The organism is Rubrivivax sp. A210 (assembly GCF_904426505.1).
In the GTDB taxonomy this organism is placed as follows: Bacteria; Pseudomonadota; Gammaproteobacteria; order Burkholderiales; family Burkholderiaceae_C; genus Rubrivivax.
Window position 1 is genome coordinate 46,714 of sequence record NZ_CAJGBN010000003.1, and the last position, 17,375, is coordinate 64,088.

At 70.4% G+C, this 17,375-nt stretch carries 14 protein-coding genes; 6 read left to right on the forward strand and 8 right to left on the reverse strand.

The window, feature by feature from the left end; all coding sequences use genetic code 11:
• Positions 1–15: 15 nt before the first annotated feature.
• Together dapD and dapC are read right to left on the reverse strand one after the other, a co-directional pair.
• Positions 16–837, reverse strand: coding sequence for a 2,3,4,5-tetrahydropyridine-2,6-dicarboxylate N-succinyltransferase (dapD, locus tag JMV16_RS04670; RefSeq protein WP_201493020.1), 822 nt, complete (start codon positions 835–837; stop codon positions 16–18).
• A complete protein-coding gene (gene dapC, locus JMV16_RS04675) occupies positions 834–2,045 on the reverse strand; it encodes a succinyldiaminopimelate transaminase (protein ID WP_201493021.1) in 1,212 nt (403 codons plus the stop codon). Before dapC ends, dapD begins: the two co-directional genes overlap by 4 nt.
• 172 nt (positions 2,046–2,217) lie before the next feature.
• Here dapC and JMV16_RS04680 point away from each other — a divergent pair, with 172 nt between their 5' ends.
• Together JMV16_RS04680 and JMV16_RS04685 are read left to right on the forward strand one after the other, a co-directional pair.
• Positions 2,218–2,898: a PEP-CTERM sorting domain-containing protein gene (locus JMV16_RS04680; protein ID WP_201493022.1), complete on the forward strand. Its 681-nt coding sequence runs from the start codon at positions 2,218–2,220 to the stop codon at positions 2,896–2,898.
• A 144-nt stretch (positions 2,899–3,042) separates the two neighbouring features.
• On the forward strand, positions 3,043–4,173 hold the full coding sequence (locus JMV16_RS04685) for a two-component system response regulator (protein WP_201493023.1): 1,131 nt from the start codon (positions 3,043–3,045) through the stop codon (positions 4,171–4,173).
• Positions 4,174–4,201: 28 nt separating this feature from the next.
• On the opposite strand, the gene JMV16_RS04690 is transcribed toward JMV16_RS04685, so the two are convergent.
• The gene (locus JMV16_RS04690) at positions 4,202–4,624 is read right to left on the reverse strand and encodes an SET domain-containing protein (protein WP_201493024.1); all 423 of its coding nucleotides are present in this window, start codon (positions 4,622–4,624) and stop codon (positions 4,202–4,204) included.
• A gap of 11 nt (positions 4,625–4,635) precedes the next feature.
• Complete coding sequence (gene queF / locus JMV16_RS04695; protein ID WP_201493025.1) at positions 4,636–5,097, reverse strand: preQ(1) synthase; 462 nt, start codon at positions 5,095–5,097, stop codon at positions 4,636–4,638.
• Between the two features lie 148 nt (positions 5,098–5,245).
• Between queF and smc the strand changes: the two genes are divergently transcribed.
• The 4 genes from smc to JMV16_RS04715 all read left to right on the forward strand — a co-directional run bounded on the left by smc (position 5,246) and on the right by JMV16_RS04715 (position 13,517).
• Positions 5,246–8,770 (forward strand): chromosome segregation protein SMC, encoded by a 3,525-nt coding sequence (smc, locus tag JMV16_RS04700; RefSeq protein ID WP_201493026.1) that lies wholly within the window; start codon positions 5,246–5,248, stop codon positions 8,768–8,770.
• Entirely contained in the window at positions 8,770–9,828 is a 1,059-nt protein-coding gene (locus JMV16_RS04705) for a cell division protein ZipA C-terminal FtsZ-binding domain-containing protein (RefSeq protein WP_201493027.1), read from the forward strand. Before smc ends, JMV16_RS04705 begins: the two co-directional genes overlap by 1 nt.
• Positions 9,829–9,920: 92 nt before the next feature.
• Positions 9,921–11,450 carry a methyl-accepting chemotaxis protein gene (locus tag JMV16_RS04710; RefSeq protein WP_201493028.1) on the forward strand — a complete coding sequence of 510 codons (1,530 nt, stop codon included), beginning with the start codon at positions 9,921–9,923 and terminating at the stop codon, positions 11,448–11,450.
• Positions 11,451–11,531: 81 nt separating this feature from the next.
• On the forward strand, positions 11,532–13,517 hold the full coding sequence (locus JMV16_RS04715; protein WP_201493029.1) for an ATP-binding protein: 1,986 nt from the start codon (positions 11,532–11,534) through the stop codon (positions 13,515–13,517).
• Here the strand turns inward: JMV16_RS04715 and JMV16_RS04720 are convergent.
• From JMV16_RS04720 to JMV16_RS04735, 4 genes are read right to left on the reverse strand one after another with little or no spacing between them, the layout of a single operon-like run.
• Positions 13,514–14,188 (reverse strand): cysteine hydrolase family protein, encoded by a 675-nt coding sequence (locus tag JMV16_RS04720; protein ID WP_201493030.1) that lies wholly within the window; start codon positions 14,186–14,188, stop codon positions 13,514–13,516. The genes JMV16_RS04715 and JMV16_RS04720 overlap by 4 nt on opposite strands.
• On the reverse strand, positions 14,185–15,741 hold the full coding sequence (locus JMV16_RS04725; RefSeq protein ID WP_201493031.1) for an ABC transporter ATP-binding protein: 1,557 nt from the start codon (positions 15,739–15,741) through the stop codon (positions 14,185–14,187). Before JMV16_RS04725 ends, JMV16_RS04720 begins: the two co-directional genes overlap by 4 nt.
• A 4-nt stretch (positions 15,742–15,745) precedes the next feature.
• A complete protein-coding gene (locus tag JMV16_RS04730) occupies positions 15,746–16,438 on the reverse strand; it encodes a cysteine hydrolase family protein (RefSeq protein ID WP_201493032.1) in 693 nt (230 codons plus the stop codon).
• Positions 16,435–17,355, reverse strand: a complete 921-nt coding sequence (locus JMV16_RS04735) for an ABC transporter permease (RefSeq protein WP_201493033.1) — start codon at positions 17,353–17,355, stop codon at positions 16,435–16,437. Before JMV16_RS04735 ends, JMV16_RS04730 begins: the two co-directional genes overlap by 4 nt.
• Positions 17,356–17,375: the final 20 nt, after the last annotated feature.

Sequence of the window (17,375 nt, forward strand, 5' to 3'; positions counted from 1 at the left end):
TCCCAGGCTGTTAGATCAGGCGCGCAAGAGATCGTTGATCGAGGTCTTGGCGCGCGTCTGCGCGTCGACCTTCTTGACGATCACCGCGCAGTAGAGGCTGTACTTGCCGTCGGCGCTGGGCAGATTGCCGCTCACCACCACGCTGCCGGCGGGGATGCGGCCATAGCTCACGGTGTCGGTGGCGCGGTCGTAGATCTTGGTGCTCTGGCCGATGTAGACGCCCATGCTGATGACCGAGTTCTCCTCGACGATGACGCCTTCGACGACCTCGCTGCGCGCGCCGATGAAGCAGTTGTCCTCGATGATGGTCGGGTTGGCCTGCAGCGGCTCGAGCACGCCGCCGATGCCGACGCCGCCCGAGAGGTGGACGTTCTTGCCGATCTGCGCGCAAGAGCCCACGGTGGCCCAAGTGTCGACCATCGTGCCCTCGTCGACGTAGGCGCCGATGTTGACGTAGCTGGGCATCAGCACCACGTTCCTGGACAGAAAGCTGCCGCGGCGTGCCACGGCCGGCGGCACCACGCGCACGCCAGAGGCCCGCATCTGCTCTTCGTCGAGGTGGGCGAACTTGGTCGGCACCTTGTCGTAGAAGCCCAGCTCGCCGGCGCGCATGACCTTGTTGTCGTTGAGGCGGAAGCTCAGCAGCACCGCCTTCTTGAGCCACTGGTTGACGACCCAGTCGCCCACGCCGCGGCGTTCGGCCACGCGCAGACGGCCGGCGTTGAGATCCTTGATGACGTGCTCGACCGCTTCGCGCACCTCGGGCGCATTGAGGGCCGAGATCTCGGCGCGGCTTTCCCAGGCGAGGTCGATGACGGATTGGAGTTGGCTGCTCATCGGAGGCTTTCGGTGTAGGAGGCGATGCGGCGGGCCGCTTCGAGGCAGTCGGCCACGGGGGCCACCAGGGCCATGCGGATGCGGCCCTGGCCCGGGTTGGCGGGCCGGCCCGGCGCTGCGTCGGAAACCGCTCGCGCCAGCAGGCTGCCCGGCAGAACCGCCACATTGTATTGAGCGAGCAGGCCGCGGGCGTAAGCGATCTCGTCGCCGCCAGGGATGCCGGCCCAGAGGTAGAAGGCGGCGTCGGGCAGCTTCACATCGAGCACGCTTTCGAGCACCGGCATCACCGCCGCGAACTTGGCGCGGTAGAGCGCGCGGTTGGCCACCACATGGGCCTCGTCGTTCCAGGCCGCGATGCTGGCGCGCTGCACCAGGCCGCTCATCGCGCTGCCATGGTAGGTGCGGTAGAGCAGAAAGGCCTTGATCAGCGCGCGGTCGCCGGCGGCGAAGCCCGAGCGCAGCCCAGGCACGCTGCTGCGCTTGGACAGGCTGGTGAGCGCGATCAAATTCTTGAAATCGTCGCGACCCAGAGCCTTGGCGGCCTGGAGGCTGCCCAGCGGTGCCTCGTCGCGGAAGTAGATCTCGGAGTAGCACTCGTCGCTGGCGATCACGAAGCCGTGGCGGTCGCTCAGCGCGAACAGCGTCTGCCATTCGGCCAGCGGCATCACCGCGCCGGTGGGATTGCCCGGCGAGCACACGTAGAGAAGCCGCGTGCGCGCCCACACGGCCTCGGGCACGGAAGTCCAATCGGCGGCGAAGTTGCGCGCCGGGTCGCTGGCCACGAAGTGCGTGCGCGCGCCGCCCAGCAGGGCCGCGCCTTCGTAGATTTGGTAGAACGGGTTGGGGCAGACCACCAGGGCCTCGGCCTCGGCCGGGTCCAGCACCGTCTGCGCCAGTGCGAACAGCGCCTCGCGCGAGCCGTTCACCGGCAGCAACTGCGTCGCCGCATCCAGCGCCACGCCATAGCGGCGCTGCACCCAGCCGGCCATGGCCTCGCGCAGCGCCGGCTCGCCCAGCGTCGCCGGGTAGCTGGCCAGCGCCGGCAGCGCCTGCATCAGCGCTTCTTCGATCAGCCGCGGCGTGGCGTGCCGCGGCTCGCCGATGCCCAGGCTGATAGGGGCCAGCGCCGGGTTGGGCGTGATGCCGCGCGTCAGCTCGCGCCAGCGCTCGAAGGGGTAGGGATGGAGCAGGGCGAGGCGCGGGTTCATGGCGGGGGATTATCCGGGAGCGCCCGCTGCAGGCTTCGCCTGCGGTGCCTGCCCTGTCGCCGACGGGCCGTGCCGAATGGACCCGCCCCCGTGGCCTGGATGCCACAGGCCTCGCATACAGTGTCGCGGCCGGGTCGCGGGCCCGTCATCGACTTATAAGAAGGGAGAAGTCATGAACAAGTCCATTCGGCGCCCTGGCGCCAGGTGCATGCGCGCCGCCGTCGCGCTCGTCGCTGCCTCTTGCAGCCTGGCCGCGCAGGCCGATCCGAACCTGGTGAACAACGGCGACTTCGCCGATGGCACGCTGTCGGGCTGGAGCACCTACACGACGGTCAACGGCGATCTCATCGCTTCGGTGTCGCCGTTCGACACGGCCGGCAGCGGTACCAGCAACGCCGCCACCCTGGTGGGCGGGCAGACGGTTGCCGACTTCTTCGGCCCCTTCGGCGGTGGCGGCCTGTCGCAGAGCTTCACGGCCAGCGGCGGCAATCTGCAGATCTCGGCCGACGTGGCCACGCAATACACAGGCAGTTTCAGCAACAGCGCGGCACTGTTCGAATTGCTGGTCGACGGCGTGGTGCTCGACAGCTTCGACGCCGCGGCGGCGGGCAACATCGCCAGCGGCGAAGTGCGGCGTGACACGCTCGGCGCCGTCACCAGCCTTGCCGCCGGCAGCCATGTACTGCGCATCCAGGTCACGCGCGGATTCCGCACCCACGCCAGCCTCTTCAACTACGTGGACAACGTGGTGGTGACGGCGGCCGTGGCCAGCCCGGTGCCCGAGCCCAGCTCCCTGGTGCTGGCCGGCCTGGGCGTAGCGGCGCTGGTGGCACGCACGCGCGGCCGACGCTGAGCTTGCGGCCACGCTGGCCAGCGTGGCCGCCCGTCAAGTCAGGGCCTTCCCGGCCGATAAGTTCTTATCGCAGAGGGACGCAAGGCGGCGGAGGCGACGGGATTGGACAGCGACAAAGCGACGGGCCCGAACGACGGGCCGGTCATGGACAGGCCCACGGTGCTGGTGGTGGACGACACGCCCATCAATCTCGACGTGGTGCAGGAGCTGCTGCACGATCAATGCCTGTTGCGCACGGCCAGCAATGGCAAGCAGGGGCTGGAGATCGCCGGCGCCACGCCGCGGCCCGACCTGATCCTGCTGGACGTGATGATGCCCGGCCTGGACGGCCATGAGGTCTGCCGCAGGCTCAAGGCCGATCCGGCCACCTGCGGCATCCCGGTCATCTTTCTCACCGGAAAGTCCGATACCGCCGACGAGGAACTGGGGTTCTCGCTGGGGGCGGTGGACTACATCACCAAGCCCATCAGCGCGCCCATCCTGCGCGCCCGCGTGCAGGCCCAGCTGCGGCTCAAGCAGGGGGCCGACTTCCTGCGTGACAAGGCCGCCTTTCTGGAGCAGGAGGTGGCCCGCCGCACGGCCCAGGTGCTGGCGGTGCAGGATGTGACCACGCTGGTCATGGCCTCGCTGGCCGAAACGCGTGACGCCGAAACCAGCAACCACATCCTCCGCACCCAGCGCTACGTCAAGATGCTGGCCTGGAAGCTGTGTACCCACCCCCGCTTCTCCGCCACGCTGACGCCCAGGCACATCGAGCTCTTGTACCGCGCCGCGGCGCTGCACGACATCGGCAAGGCCGGCATCCCGGACCGCATCCTGCTCAAGCCCGGCAAGCTCAGCGGCGAGGAGTTCGAGATCATGAAGACCCACACCACGCTGGGGCGCGACGCCATCGCCAATGCCGAGAACGCGCTGGGCGTGCACGTGGACTTCCTCAGCCTGGCCAAGGAGATCGCCTACTCGCACCAGGAGAAGTGGGACGGCACGGGCTACCCGCTGGGGGTGGCCGGCGATGCCATTCCGATTTCGGGCCGCATCATGGCCGTGGCCGACGTCTACGACGCGCTCATCAGCCGGCGCGTGCACAAGGAAGCCATGAGCCACGAGCAGGCGGTGCTCATCATCCAGGCCAGCCGCGGCCGGCACTTCGACCCCGACGTCGTCGATGCCTTCCTGGGTGCGCAGGACAACATCAAGTCCATCGCCATGGCCTTTGCCGACAGCGGCGCCGACCTGCATCGCAAGTCGCTCTACGCGAAGCTGGCCCAGGTCTGAACAGGCCGGAGCCGCCAGCCCGCGGTCACTACAGCGCCCCGCGACAGCCCGGCGCGCCGCAGCGGCAGGCCAGGCGGCCCTCGTGGTGGGTCTCGCCGTAGTCGACCGTGATCTCCTCGCCCTCGGGAATAGCGCGCAGCGCGTAGAACTCGACCCGGCCCTGGCGTATGCACAGCCGCGCATTGGGGCGGCAACTGTGGTTGGTGTAGCGCATGGGGTCGGCGCTCTTGCTGAAGTCGATGGCGCGGCGGTCGGACAGCTCGACGATCATGATGCGTTCGCTGCGCGTGGCGCGGATGCGCGCCTCGGCCACGCTGATGCTCTCGCCGCGGATCTCGCCGATCTTCAGCCGCTGCGGTATGGCCTCGGCCGCGAAGGCGCCCTGGCCGTCGATGGCGCTGGCGCGCACGGCAACCGCGAACTTCTGGTAGGCGGGGCGCGCGGTCTCCATCACCCGGCTGCTCAGGCGCTCGGCAGCTCGACCTTGAAGGCCGGCTTCCAGCCGCGCTTGCGGTGCTCGGCCGTGACATAGGTGCGGATGCCGCCGCGCACATACCAGTCGGCGTGGATGCGCAGGAAGCGCGGCTTGATGGCCTGGACCAGGTCGCTCAGGATGGTGTTGGTCACTTTCTCGTGGAAGGCGCCCTCGTTGCGGTAGCTCCAGAAGTACATCTTCAGGCTCTTGAGCTCGACGCAGAGGCGGTCGGCCACGATCTCGATCGTGAAGTGCGCGAAATCGGGCTGGCCGGTGAGCGGGCACAGGCAGGTGAACTCGGGCACGTCGAAGCGGATGACGTAGTCGCGCTCGGGTGCCGGGTTGTCGAAGACCTGCAGTTCGCGGCTGGGTGTGCTCGGCGGGGTGGCGGGAGCCTGGCGTTGCCGAGGGGCGGCTGCGGGCGGTTTCGTGGACGGGGCGCGGGCCATGGCGGGTGCAGGTTTCGAGGGGGTCGCGATGCTATCATCCAGGCCGCCGTGCGCTCCCGACAAGAGCGCATTTTTTCATTCAAATCAAGCACTTGAATCGGCTGTCCGCGGCAGTGCGCGGGCACCGGCGGTGCCGCAGCACAGGGCCATGCGCCTCACCCAGATCAAGCTCTCGGGCTTCAAGTCCTTCGCCGAGCCCACCACCTTCCAGATGCCAGGCCAGCGCGTCGGTGTGGTCGGGCCCAATGGTTGCGGCAAGAGCAACATCATGGATGCGGTGCGCTGGGTGCTGGGTGAAAGCAAGGCCAGCGAGCTGCGCGGCGAGAGCATGCAGGACGTGATCTTCAATGGCAGCGGCCAGCGCAAGCCGGCCAGCCGCGCCAGCGTGGAACTCGTCTTCGACAACACGCTGGCGCGCGCCGGCGGGCAGTGGAACAGCTTTGCCGAGATCGCCGTCAAGCGCGTGCTCACGCGCGACGGCACGAGCAGCTACTTCATCAACAACCAGCCGGTGCGCCGCCGCGACGTGCAGGACGTCTTCCTCGGCACCGGCCTGGGGCCGCGCGCCTACGCCATCATCGGCCAGGGCACGATCAGCCGCATCATCGAAAGCCGCCCCGAGGAACTGCGCCTGTTCCTCGAAGAAGCCGCCGGCGTCAGCAAGTACAAGGAGCGCCGCCGCGAGACCGAGAACCGGCTCAAGGACACGCGCGAGAACCTGACCCGCGTCGACGACATCCTGCGCGAGCTGAATGCCAACCTCGACAAGCTCGAGAAGCAAGCCGAGGTGGCCCAGCACTACCGCGGCCTGCAGGAGCAGGGCACGCTCAAGCTGCACCAGCTGTGGTTCTTGAAGCACCGCGACGCCGCCAGCGAAGAGCAGCGCGTGGCGGCCGCCGCCGCCGCCGCCACCAACGCGCTGGAAGCGCGCCTGGCCGAGCTGCGCCATGTCGAGGCCGAGCTGGAAACCGTGCGCCAGGCCCATTACGCCGCCAACGACGAGCTGCATGCCAGGCAGGGCGCCTTGGGCGAGGCGGCGCTGGAGGTGAGCCGGCTCGAGGAGCGCATCCGCTACGTCGTTGAAGGCCGCAAGCGCGCCCAGGCCCGGCTGGCCGAGCTGCAGGCGCAGAACACGCAATGGGCCGAGCGCCAGGAGTCAGCGGGGGCCGAGCTGGAAGACACGGCGGCGCAGATCGTCGCCGCCGACGAGCAGGCCGAGCTGCTGGCGGCCCAGGCCGAGGAACAGTCGCTCGAGCTGCCGGCCCAGGAAGACGCGGTGCGCGCGGCCCAGGCCACGGCCAACCAGCAGCGCGGCGCCGTGGCCCAGGTGCAGCAGCAGATCCAGGTGCTGGCGGCCGAGAGCCGCAGCGTTGACGAGCAGGCGCGCCAGCTCGATGCCCGCCGCGGCCGCCTGGCCGGTGAACGCCAGGGCCTGCAGGCGCCCGACCTCGACCGCCTGGAGCAGATGCGCGCCCAGGAGGCCGAGGCTGCCGAGGCGCGCGAGATGGCCGATGCCCGCCTGCACGAGCTGGGCGAGCAGGTGCCGGCGCTGGACGAGCAGCGCCGTGCCGCGCAGGAGGCCGTCAACCTTGAGTCGGGCCGCCTGGCCGACACCGCGGCGCGGCTCGATGCCCTGCGTGCCCTGCAGGACAAGGTGCAGACCGAGGGCAAGCTCAAGCCCTGGCTCGAACGCCACGGCCTCGCCGGCCTGGCCGGGCTGTGGAAGCAGGTCCACATCGAAGCGGGCTGGGAGACGGCGCTGGAAGCCGCGCTGCGCGAACGCCTCAATGCGCTGGCCGTGGGGCGGCTGGACACCGTGCGCGCCTTCGCGGCTGATGCGCCGCCGGCCCGCCTGGCCTTCTACGCCCTGCAGACATTGGCAGTAGGCGCCATCCCCCACACCCACCAGACCCTGCCGCGCCTGGCCGATCGGCTGCAACTGGGCGATGCCGGCCTGCAGGCCTTGCTGGGCGACTGGCTGGAAGGCGTCTATACAGCCGCCTCCATCGACGAGGCCCTGGCCCAGCGTGCCCGCCTGACCCAGGGCGAGGTCATCATGACCCGCGAAGGCCATGCCGTGAGCCAGCACGCGGTGGCCTTCTACGCCCCCGATTCCGAGCAGGCCGGCATGCTGGCGCGGGCCCAGGAGATCGAAAGCCTGGCGCGCCAGCAGCGCGCCCTGGCCCTCATCGCCGACGAGGCGCGCAGCGCCTCGGTGCGCCTGGAGGCGGCCTACACCGAGGCCAGCGGGCGCCTGCAGCAGGCGCGGCGCGAGGCCGGCGAGGCGCAGAACCGCGCCCATGGCCTGCATGTCGAGTTCCTGCGCCTGAGCCAGCAGGCCGAGGCTGCCAGCTCGCGGCGCGAGCAGCTGGCCGGCGAGCTGGCCGAGATCGACGCCCAGCTCGAGACGCTGGCCGAGCGCCGCGCCACCGGCGAGGGCCGCTTCGAGGAGCTCGACATCGAGCTCGGCACCGCGCAAGAGCGCCACGCCGAGCTTGACGATGCGGTGATTGCCGCCGAGCGCGCGCTGGCCGATGCGCGCGAGCAGCAGCGCGGGCTGGAGCGTCAGGCCCAGGAGGCGCGCTTCCAGGCGCGTGCGCTGGCGGCGCGGCGCGACGAGCTGCAGCGCAGCATCGAAACCGCGGCGGCCCAGGTGTCTGCCAATGTGCAGGCCGGCCAGCAGCTGGAACTGGAGCTGGGCAGCTTCGACGATGCCGCGGCCGGCTCGGGCCTGCAGGCGGCGCTGGCGCTCAAGCTCGAGCGCGAGCAGGCCCTGGGCCTGGCGCGCAGCCGTTATGACGACCTCAGTGCCCAGCTCAAGCGCGCCGACGAGCAGCGCCTGGGTTTCGAGCGCAGCCTGGAGCCGCTGCGCGAGCAGATCGGCAAGCTCCAGCTCGAGCTGCAGGCGGCGCAGCTGGGTGGCGCGCAGTACCTGGAGCAGCTCACGGCGGCCGAGGTCAACCTCGACGCGCTGGGCCGCGCCATCACGGAAGGCGGCGTCAAGCTCTGGGGCCTGCAGACCGAGATCGACCGCATCCAGAAAGAGATTGCCGCACTCGGCGCCGTCAACCTGGCGGCCTTGGACGAGCTGGCTGCATCGCGCGAGCGCAAGACCTTTCTCGATGCTCAGAACGCCGACCTCGACGAGGCCATCAAGACGCTGGAGGACGCGATCCACAAGATCGACCTCGAGACGCGCGACCTGCTGGCCTCCACCTTCAACCAGGTCAACGAGCACTTCGGCCGCATGTTCCCCAGCCTCTTCGGCGGCGGCAATGCGCGCCTGGTGATGACCGGCGCCGAGATCCTGGATGCCGGCGTGCAGGTGCTGGCCCAGCCACCGGGCAAGAAGAACAGCACCATCCATCTGCTCTCGGGTGGCGAGAAGGCGCTCACCGCCATCGCGCTGGTGTTCGCCATCTTCCAGCTCAACCCGGCGCCCTTCTGTCTGCTCGACGAGGTCGACGCGCCGCTGGATGACGCCAACACCGAGCGCTACTGCAAGCTCGTCACCGAGATGAGCCGCGGCACGCAGTTCCTCTTCATCAGCCACAACAAGATCGCGATGGAGATGGCCGAGCAGCTGATCGGCGTGACCATGCAGGAGCAGGGCGTGTCGCGCATCGTCGCGGTGGACATGGAATCCGCGGTCGGCCTGGCCGAGCTGGGCTGATGAAGCTGGGCACCGCGCTCGCGATCTTCGGCGCCCTGCTGTTCGCGCTGCTGGTGCTGCACGCCTGGTGGAGCACGCGCCGCGCCGGGGCGCGACGCGGCGTGGTGGCGCAGGATGCCGAGCGCATCGAGCCGGCACTGGAAGGCGCGGCGACGGAGCCCAGAAATGACGGCGATGCAGGCCCCGACACCGTTCCCGATGGCGCGCTCGCGCCCCTGCGCGCCCTCGGCCGCCAGCCGGCCCGGCTGGATGCCCTCATCGACGCCCTGGTGCCGCTGGCGCTGGACGCGCCCATCAGCGGCGACCTGGTCATTGCCCACCTGCCACCCACGCGCCGCGCCGGCAGCAAGGCCTTCTACATCGAGGGCCTGGACAGCGAAACCGGCGCCTGGGAGGCGCCGCGCCCCGGCGGCCGCTATGGCGAGCTGCAGGCCGGCGTGCAACTCGCCAGCCGCAGCGGCGCGCTCAATGAGATCGAGTACTCCGAGTTCGTGCAGAAGCTGCAGGTCTTTGCCGAGGCCGTGGGCGCCAGCCCCGACGCGCCCGACATGCTGGACGTGGTGGCGCGCGCCCGCGAGCTCGATGCCCTGAGCGGCCCGCTGGACGTGCAGCTGACGATCACGCTGCGCACCCAGGGCGTGGCCTGGTCGGTGGGCTTCGTGCAGCAGGTGGCCTCGCGCCACGGCTTTGTGCCCGGCGCCGTGCCCGGCCGCTTCGTGCTGGCCGCCGCCGAGGAGGGCGCGCCGCCGGTGCTGGTGCTGGCCGTCAATGCCCAGGCGGCGCTGGCCGACGATGCCCAGGGCAGCGCGGTGCGCGAATGCACGCTGACGCTGGACGTGCCGCAGACGCCCGAGGGCGCCGAGCCCTACCCGGCCTGGCACCATGCCGCCACGCGCCTGGCTGAAGACCTGGACGCCGGCGTCATCGACGACCAGGGCCAATCCGTCACGCTGCACGCCTATGCCGCCATCGGTCAGGAGCTGGGCAGCCTGTACCGCCGCCTCGAGGCGCTGGACCTGGCGGCCGGCTCGGCGGCAGCGCGGCGCCTCTTTAGCTGAGCGCGCGGCGCCGGCAAATCCGGTCATTTCCCGCGTTCGGAATCGCGCCGCTGCGCGATGATCTGCCGGTTTCCGTGACCGAGGGCGGCGCCATGCAGCCAGGCAATCAACGCATCTGGGTAAGGCTGCTGCTCACCGTCGCGGCCGCCCTGGCCCTGGTGTGGACCGGCGCCATCGCCTGGCAGGACCGCGCCAACCGCGAGGCCGCCATCGCGCAGGCGGCCGATTTCTCGCTCAGCATGCACGACGCCACCATGGCCGGGCTTACCGGGATGATGGTTACCGGCACCATGGCGCAGCGCGCCGTCTTCCTCGACCAGATCAAGCAGCTCAACAGCATCCGTGATGTGCGCGTGCTGCGCGGCGAAGCGGTGCGCAAGCTCTATGGTGCCGGCGCCGCCAATGCCATCGCCCTGCCCGACGCACTCGAGGCCCAGGTGCTGGCCAGCGGCCAGGCCGTGGTGCGGGTGGAGACCGATGCTGGCGGCGAGGTGCTGCGTGCGGTGCGTCCGGCGCTGGCGCTCAAGTCCTACCTGGGCAAGGACTGCGTGCTGTGCCACCAGGTGCCCGAGAACACCGTGCTGGGCGTGGTGAGCATGAAGATGTCGCTGGCGGCCTCGAATGCGGCCACATCACGCCAGCGTCTGCAGTCGATGCTGATCGCCTTGATCACCTGCGTGCCGGTGCTGGCGCTGATCTACCCCTTCATCCGCAAGACCGTCACGACACCGCTGGAAGAAGCGGTGCAGACGGCGCGCGCCATCGCCCAGGGCGACCTGACGCGCGAGATCGCGGTGACCTCGGGCAACGAGATCGGCCAGCTGCAGCAGGCGCTCAAGGACATGCGCGACAGCCTGGTCGCGGTGGTGGGCCGCGTGCGCGGTGGCACGCAGCAGGTGGCCGAGGCTTCGGGCCGCATCGCCGAGGGCAATGTCGAGCTGTCCGAGCGCACCGTGGCGCAGGCCGACGCCTTGCGCGACACCGCCCAGGCCATGGCCCGCCTGACCGAGGCCGCGCGCCAGAACGCCGACAGCGCCGCACGCGCCGAGAAGCAGGCGGTGGCCGCATCGGCGGTGGCAGCCCAGGGGGGCCAGCTGGTGGCCCAGGTGGTGACGACGATGGACTCGATCAGCGTCTCCTCGGCGCGCGTGGGCGACATCACCGGCGTCATCGACGGCATCGCCTTCCAGACCAACATCCTGGCGCTGAATGCCGCCGTCGAGGCCTCGCGCGCCGGAGAGCACGGCCGCGGCTTTGCCGTCGTGGCCGCCGAGGTGCGTTCGCTGGCCCAGCGCTCGGCTGCCGCTGCCGGCGAGATCAAGGCCCTGATCGGCGACACGCTGGGCCAGGTGGGCAGCGCCACCGGCCTGGCGCACCGTGCCGGCAGCACGATGACCGAGATCGTGGGCGGCGTCGGCCAGGTCAACGCCATCATGGGCGAGATCAATGCCGCCAGCGCGGCCCAGATCGGCGGCATCGAGCAGGTCAATGCCGCGATGGTGCAACTGGACGGCGTGACGCAGAAGAACGCCACCCTTGCCGACGACGCCACGGCCGCCACGCGGGCGCTGCAGGAGCAGGCCGAACAGCTCGACGAGGTGGTGCGCGTCTTCAGGCTCTAGGTCCTCAGGCGCCGCCCCGGGGCTTGCATTAAGCTCGCCGCCGTTTCCTGACCGGCGTCCAGCGGCTTACACCCCTTCTCGATGATCACACTCGGCCGCAAAGTCCTCGCCGCCTCGCTCGCCGCCCTGCTGCTGCTGGGCGGCCTTTACGTGCTGGTCACCGGCGAGCTTGACGCCTGGAACGAGGCCTCGGCCTATGTGATGCGCGACTACCAGCGTGCCATCCTCGACGGTGAGCTCAATGCCGGCCTGGCGCGCGCCTCGGGCGAGCTGGCGAGCTTTGCGCTCACCGGCGAAGCCCAGTACCGCGACGAGGCGGCAGAGGCGCTGAGGCGTGCCGAGGCGGCGGTTCTCCTGTTGCGCAAGATTCGCCATTCCGAGCCGCTGGGCGAAGGTGACAGCGACCACGCCATCTACCTGCGGCGCCAGCAGACGGTGCTGCGCTCCTCGCAGGAGACCCTGGCCTCGGTGGCCGCCGCCGCGGCCGGCGCCGGGAGCGCGCCGCTCGGACCGGCGGCGCTGGGCCGCATCTACGAGCATGAGGCCGAGGCCGATTCGCTGTGGCGCGAGATCCGCCAGCACCATGACGGCGAGGTCAGCGAGAACATCGCCACGCTCTATGCCCACAGCCACCGTGCCCATGTGATCTTCCTGATCGGCGTGGTGCTGTGTACGGCGGCCTGCGCGGCCGCCTTCGTCTACGTGCGCCGGCGCGTGGTGAAGCCGCTGACCGGGCTGGCCGCACTCACGCGCACGGTGGCTGCAGGCGACCTGACGCCGCGCGCCCAGGTGACGCAAAGCGACGAGATCGGCCAGCTGCAACGCAGCTTCAACCAGATGCTGGTGGAGCTCGATCTGCAGCGGCGCCAACTCACCGAGGCGATAGAGAGCCTGCACGTCTCGCGCGAGGCGGCCGAGCAGGCCAACCGGGCCAAGTCGGACTTTCTGGCCAATGTCAGCCACGAGCTGCGCACGCCCATGAACGGCGTGCTGGTGAGCCTGGACCTGATGCACGAGATGGCCGCCAATGGCGAACAGCGCGAGCTGGCCGACATGGCGCGCGGCAGCGCACGCCGCCTGCTGGTGATGCTCAATGACCTGCTCAGCTTCTCGCGCATCGAGGCGGGCCAGATCGAGCTGCAGGCCGTGGCCTTCGACCCGCGCGCCCTCGTCACGCAAATGGTCGAGCTGCATGGCGTGCGCGCCACCGCCAAGGGCGTGACGGTGGCCTGCGCGCTGGCGCCCGATGTGCCGGCGCGCGTCAGCGGCGACCCGGTGCGCCTGGGACAGGTGCTGCTGAACCTGCTCGACAACGCCATCAAGTACACCGACCACGGCCGCATCGACGTGCGGGTCTCGGTGGTCGAACGGCCGACCTCGCCCTCGCCATTGCAGCGGGTCGGGCTGCGCTTCGAAGTGCAGGACAGCGGCATCGGCATCCCGCCCGAGGCGGCGCAGAAGATCTTCCAGCCCTTCTTCCAGGTTGATGCCCAGGGCGTGCAGGGCCGCGAGGGCATGGGCCTGGGCCTGGGTATCGCGCGCCAGCTCGTCCAGCGCATGGGCGGCGAGATGGGCTTCGACAGCCGCCCTGGCGAGGGCTCGACCTTCTGGTTTGCGGTCGACCTGGCGCCCGCCGCCGAGGCCGCTCCCGTGGTCGCGCCCGCTGCCACCCTGGCCCTGCCGGCGGGCAAGGCGGTGCTGCTGGCCGAAGACCACCGCAACACGCGCGAAGTGATGTCGCGCATGCTCGAGCGGCGCGGCCTGCGCGTGTTTGCGGCCGAGAACGGCCGCATCGCCCTGGACCTGGCGCGCAGTGAAGTGCTGGACCTGATCCTGATGGACTGCCGCATGGCCGAGATGGACGGCTTCGAGGCCACGCATGCGATACGGGCCCTGGGCGACGAGCGCGCCCGCGTGCCCATCGTCGCCCTCACGGCCTTCGGCCTCACCGGCAGCAAGCAGGACTTCCTGGACGCCGGCTTCGACGACCTCGTCAACAAGCCCTACTCGCTGGAAGACATCGAGGCCATGCTGCAGCGCTGGCTGGTGCGCGGGGGGAAGGCCTAGCCTTTGGCCGGCAATGCGGCGAGCAGCGCGTCCGATGTCGCGCTGCAGCCGACGATGCCGCCCTGGGCCGTGAGCATGGCCAGCGCGACGCGCTTGAATTCGGGGAAGTAGCTTGCGGTGGCGTCCTCGATGATGAGGCACTCGTAGCCGCGGTCGTTGGCCTCGCGCATGCTGGTCTGCACGCAGACCTCGGTGGTGACGCCGGTGAAGACGAGGTGGCTGATGCCGGCGCCCAGCAGGCGCTCGTGCAGGCCGGTGGCCCAGAACATGCCCTTGCCGGGCTTGTCGATGACCCATTCGCTCATCGACGGCGCCAGCGCGGGAATGATGTCGGCGCCCGCCTCGCCGGCCACCAGCAGCCGGCCCATGGGCCCGGGGTCGCCGATGCGCAGGCTGGGTTCGCCGCGCTCGCGCTTGGACGGCGGGCAGTCCGACAGATCGCTGCGGTGGCATTCGCGCGTGTGCAGCACCGGCCAGCCACGCGCACGCCAGGCGGCCAGCAGCGCCGCAATGGGGGCGATGGCGCCGTGCAGCCGGCTCACGTCATTGCCCAGGCTGGCGCCGAAGCCACCGGGCTCGACGAAGTCGCGCTGCATGTCGATGACCACCAGTGCCGTGCGTGCCGGCGCGAGGCGGTAATCGAAGGGCTTGGCGGGGACGGAGATCATCATGCTGCGGCCAGTTCAGGGGCGGTTGCAGGTGCCGGCGTGGCGGCATGGCCCCCCATGTGAGCGCCCAGCGTGCGGCGGTCGGCGCCGGCGGCGGCGCATTCGAAGACGATGCGGCCCTCGCTCATCACGACGATGCGGTCCGACAACTGCAACAGCTCGTCGAGGTCTTCGCTGACCAGCAGCACCGCGGTGCCGCGGTTGCGCGCCGCCACCAGGCGGCCGTGGATCTCGGCCACGGCGGCGAAGTCGAGGCCGAAAACGGGGTTGCTGACGAGCAGCAGGTCGGCCTCCTCGGCCAGTTCGCGCGCCAGCACGGCGCGCTGCACGTTGCCGCCCGACAGCGACCGAATCGGCGCCCCTTCGCCCTGGGTCTTGACGCCGTATTCGCGGATCAGCGCCCGCGCCTTGTTGCGCAGCACGCCGCCGCGCAGCCAGCCGCCCGCGGCGGCAGGTGGCGCATCGAAGACGCGCAGGCCCATGTTGTGGCCCACGCTCAGCTCGCCGACACAGGCATTGCGCAGCGGCTCCTCGGGCAGGCTGCGCACCTTCAGGCGCCGGTTCTGCGCGCGGGTGGCATGGAAGCGCTCGGCCGAGACGCGCACCTCGCCGCTGGCGATGGCGCGCTGGCCCACCAGGGCCTCCATCAGCTCGCGCTGGCCGTTGCCCGAGACGCCGGCCACGCCGACGATCTCGCCGGCGTGGACGCGCAGGTTGAGGCCATGCACGGCAGTCTCTCCACGGTCGCCTTCCACCAGCAGCTCCACCACGTCCAGCCGCACCGGGCCGGCGTCGCGCTCCAGGCGTTCCAGCTTGGCGGCGGCGGCGCTGCGGCCTTCGCCCACCATGGCTGCGGCCAGTTCGTCGGACGAGACGTGCGCCACCTCGTGGCTGGCCACCAGGGTGCCGCGGCGCAGCACGCTCACGTCATCGGCATGCTCGGCCACCTCGCGGAACTTGTGCGTGATCATCAGCACCGTGCAGTCGCCGGCATGGGCGCGCGCCTTCAAAAGGCCCAGCACCTCGTCGGCCTCCTGCGGCGTGAGCACGCTGGTGGGCTCGTCCAGGATCAGCAGTCGCGGCTTCAGGTAGAGCTGCTTGAGGATCTCGAGCTTCTGCTTCTCGCCCGCCGACAAATCCTGCGGCCGGGCGTCCAGGTCCAGCGTGAAGGGCGTGGTCTGCAGAAAGGCCTGCAGCTCGGCACGCACGGCTTTCCAATTGATCACGGCCGGCAGGCGGCCGCGCGCCAGCAGCAGGTTCTCGGCCACCGTCATGCCGGGCACGACGGTGAAGTGCTGGTAGACCATGCCGATGCCGAGGTCTCGTGCCACCGTGGGCGAGTCTATGGCCTGCTCGCGGCCGTCGATGAGCACGGCGCCGCCATCGGGCGCGTAATAGCCGACCACGCACTTCACCAGCGTCGACTTGCCGGCGCCGTTCTCGCCCAGCAGGGCGTGCACGGTGCCGGGGCGCACCTTCAGCGAGACCGCGTTCATCGCGGTGAAGGCGCCGAAGCGCTTGGTGAGCTTGTAGGTGTCGAGGGCGAGCGCGTGCATGGCCTCAGAGCCCCTTCATCGCGGCGATCGCGGTGATGACGGCTGGCGAGCCGGCCACGGCGCCGAACACGCCGCCCTGCATCAGCACCATCTTCAGCGCCGCCTCGTGGTTGCCGCGGTCGGTGGCGCCGGTGGCGTCTTCGACGAGCAGGCATTCGAAGCCGCGGTCATTGGCCTCGCGCATCGTCGTGTGGACGCAGACATCGGTGGTGATGCCGGTGAGCACGAGGTTGCGGATGCCGCGCGTGCGCAGGATCAGCTCCAGGTCGGTGGCGCAGAAACTGCCCTTGCCGGGCTTGTCGATGACCACCTCGCCCGCCAGCGGTGCCAGCTCGGGGATGATTTCCCAGCCCGGTTCGCCGCGTACCAGGATGCGGCCGCAGGGGCCGGGGTCGCCGATGCCCGCACCGATGCGCTGCGAACGCCAGCGCTTGTTGGCCGGCAGGTCCGAGAGGTCGGGCCGGTGGCCTTCGCGGGTGTGGATCACGGCGGCGCCGGCACCGCGAAAGGCCGCCAGCAGGGCCGCGATGGGGCCTATGGGCGCACGCGTCAGCGCGAGGTCATAGCCCATGGTGTCGACATAGCCGCCCTCGCCGCAGAAGTCGGTCTGCATGTCGATCACGACCAGGGCCGTGTTGGCCGCGCGCAGGTCGCCATCGAAGGGCCAGGGGTAGGGGGCCGAACCTGGCACCGTCATCGCGAGACTCCCAGTTCCAGCGGCGCGCCCTTGATGCTGCGCCGCGGCGAGCAGGTGGCCACCAGGATGGCCAGCGTCAGCACATAGGGCACGGCGTTGAAGAGGTGGTAGTAGCCGCTGACGCCCACGCCCTGCAGCGCCGGGCCCAGGGCGCCGGCGCCGCCGAAGAGCAGGGCCGCACCCAGGCAGCGCACGGGGCTCCAGCGCGCGAAGATCACCAGCGCCACCGCGATCAGGCCCTGGCCGCTGGAGAGGCCCTCGTTCCAGCTGCCGGGGTAGTACAGGCTCAGCGAGGCGCCGCCCAGCCCGGCGATGGCGCCGCCGGCCGTGGTGGCGGCGATGCGGATGCCGCTGACGCTGTTGCCCAGGGCCCGCGCCGCGTCGGCCGAATCGCCCACCATGCGCACCAGCAGGCCCCAGCGCGTGTTCCTGAAGCCCCAGCCCAGGGCCACGGCCAGGGCCACGCCGAGCGGGAACAGCGCGTTGATCTTCAACGCCGCCTGCACATTGGCCGAATCGCTCCAGCCGCCCAGCGCGATGGACGGGATCTGCGGTGCCTGCGGCTGTATCAGCGGCTTGCCCAGATAGAAGGCCAGGCCCGCGCCCAGCATCATCAGCGCAATGCCCATGGCGATGTCGTTGACGCGCGTCAGCGAGCACACCAGGCCGTGCAGCAGGGCCAGCAGTGCGCCGCTGGCGGCGGCGGCCAGCACGCCCAGCCAGGGCGAGCCGGTGAGGTAGGCGCCGCCGAAGCCGGCCATGGCGCTGAAGACCAGCACGCCTTCCAGGCCGAGGTTGATGCGGCCGGCCTTCTCGGTGAGGCATTCACCCAGGCTGACGAAGAGGAAAGGCGTGCCAACGCGCACCGCGCCACCCAGCACGGCCAGCAGCACGTCGAAGACGGCGTTGTCGCTCATATAGCCCCCTTGGCGCTGCG

Coding starts and splice junctions, on each gene's coding strand:
- dapD (WP_201493020.1), bottom strand. CDS start 837: ATGAGCAGCCAACTCCAATCCGTCATCGACCTCGCCTGGGAAAGCCGC.
- dapC (WP_201493021.1), bottom strand. CDS start 2,045: ATGAACCCGCGCCTCGCCCTGCTCCATCCCTACCCCTTCGAGCGCTGG.
- JMV16_RS04680 (WP_201493022.1), top strand. CDS start 2,218: ATGAACAAGTCCATTCGGCGCCCTGGCGCCAGGTGCATGCGCGCCGCC.
- JMV16_RS04685 (WP_201493023.1), top strand. CDS start 3,043: ATGGACAGGCCCACGGTGCTGGTGGTGGACGACACGCCCATCAATCTC.
- JMV16_RS04690 (WP_201493024.1), bottom strand. CDS start 4,624: ATGGAGACCGCGCGCCCCGCCTACCAGAAGTTCGCGGTTGCCGTGCGC.
- queF (WP_201493025.1), bottom strand. CDS start 5,097: ATGGCCCGCGCCCCGTCCACGAAACCGCCCGCAGCCGCCCCTCGGCAA.
- smc (WP_201493026.1), top strand. CDS start 5,246: ATGCGCCTCACCCAGATCAAGCTCTCGGGCTTCAAGTCCTTCGCCGAG.
- JMV16_RS04705 (WP_201493027.1), top strand. CDS start 8,770: ATGAAGCTGGGCACCGCGCTCGCGATCTTCGGCGCCCTGCTGTTCGCG.
- JMV16_RS04710 (WP_201493028.1), top strand. CDS start 9,921: ATGCAGCCAGGCAATCAACGCATCTGGGTAAGGCTGCTGCTCACCGTC.
- JMV16_RS04715 (WP_201493029.1), top strand. CDS start 11,532: ATGATCACACTCGGCCGCAAAGTCCTCGCCGCCTCGCTCGCCGCCCTG.
- JMV16_RS04720 (WP_201493030.1), bottom strand. CDS start 14,188: ATGATGATCTCCGTCCCCGCCAAGCCCTTCGATTACCGCCTCGCGCCG.
- JMV16_RS04725 (WP_201493031.1), bottom strand. CDS start 15,741: ATGCACGCGCTCGCCCTCGACACCTACAAGCTCACCAAGCGCTTCGGC.
- JMV16_RS04730 (WP_201493032.1), bottom strand. CDS start 16,438: ATGACGGTGCCAGGTTCGGCCCCCTACCCCTGGCCCTTCGATGGCGAC.
- JMV16_RS04735 (WP_201493033.1), bottom strand. CDS start 17,355: ATGAGCGACAACGCCGTCTTCGACGTGCTGCTGGCCGTGCTGGGTGGC.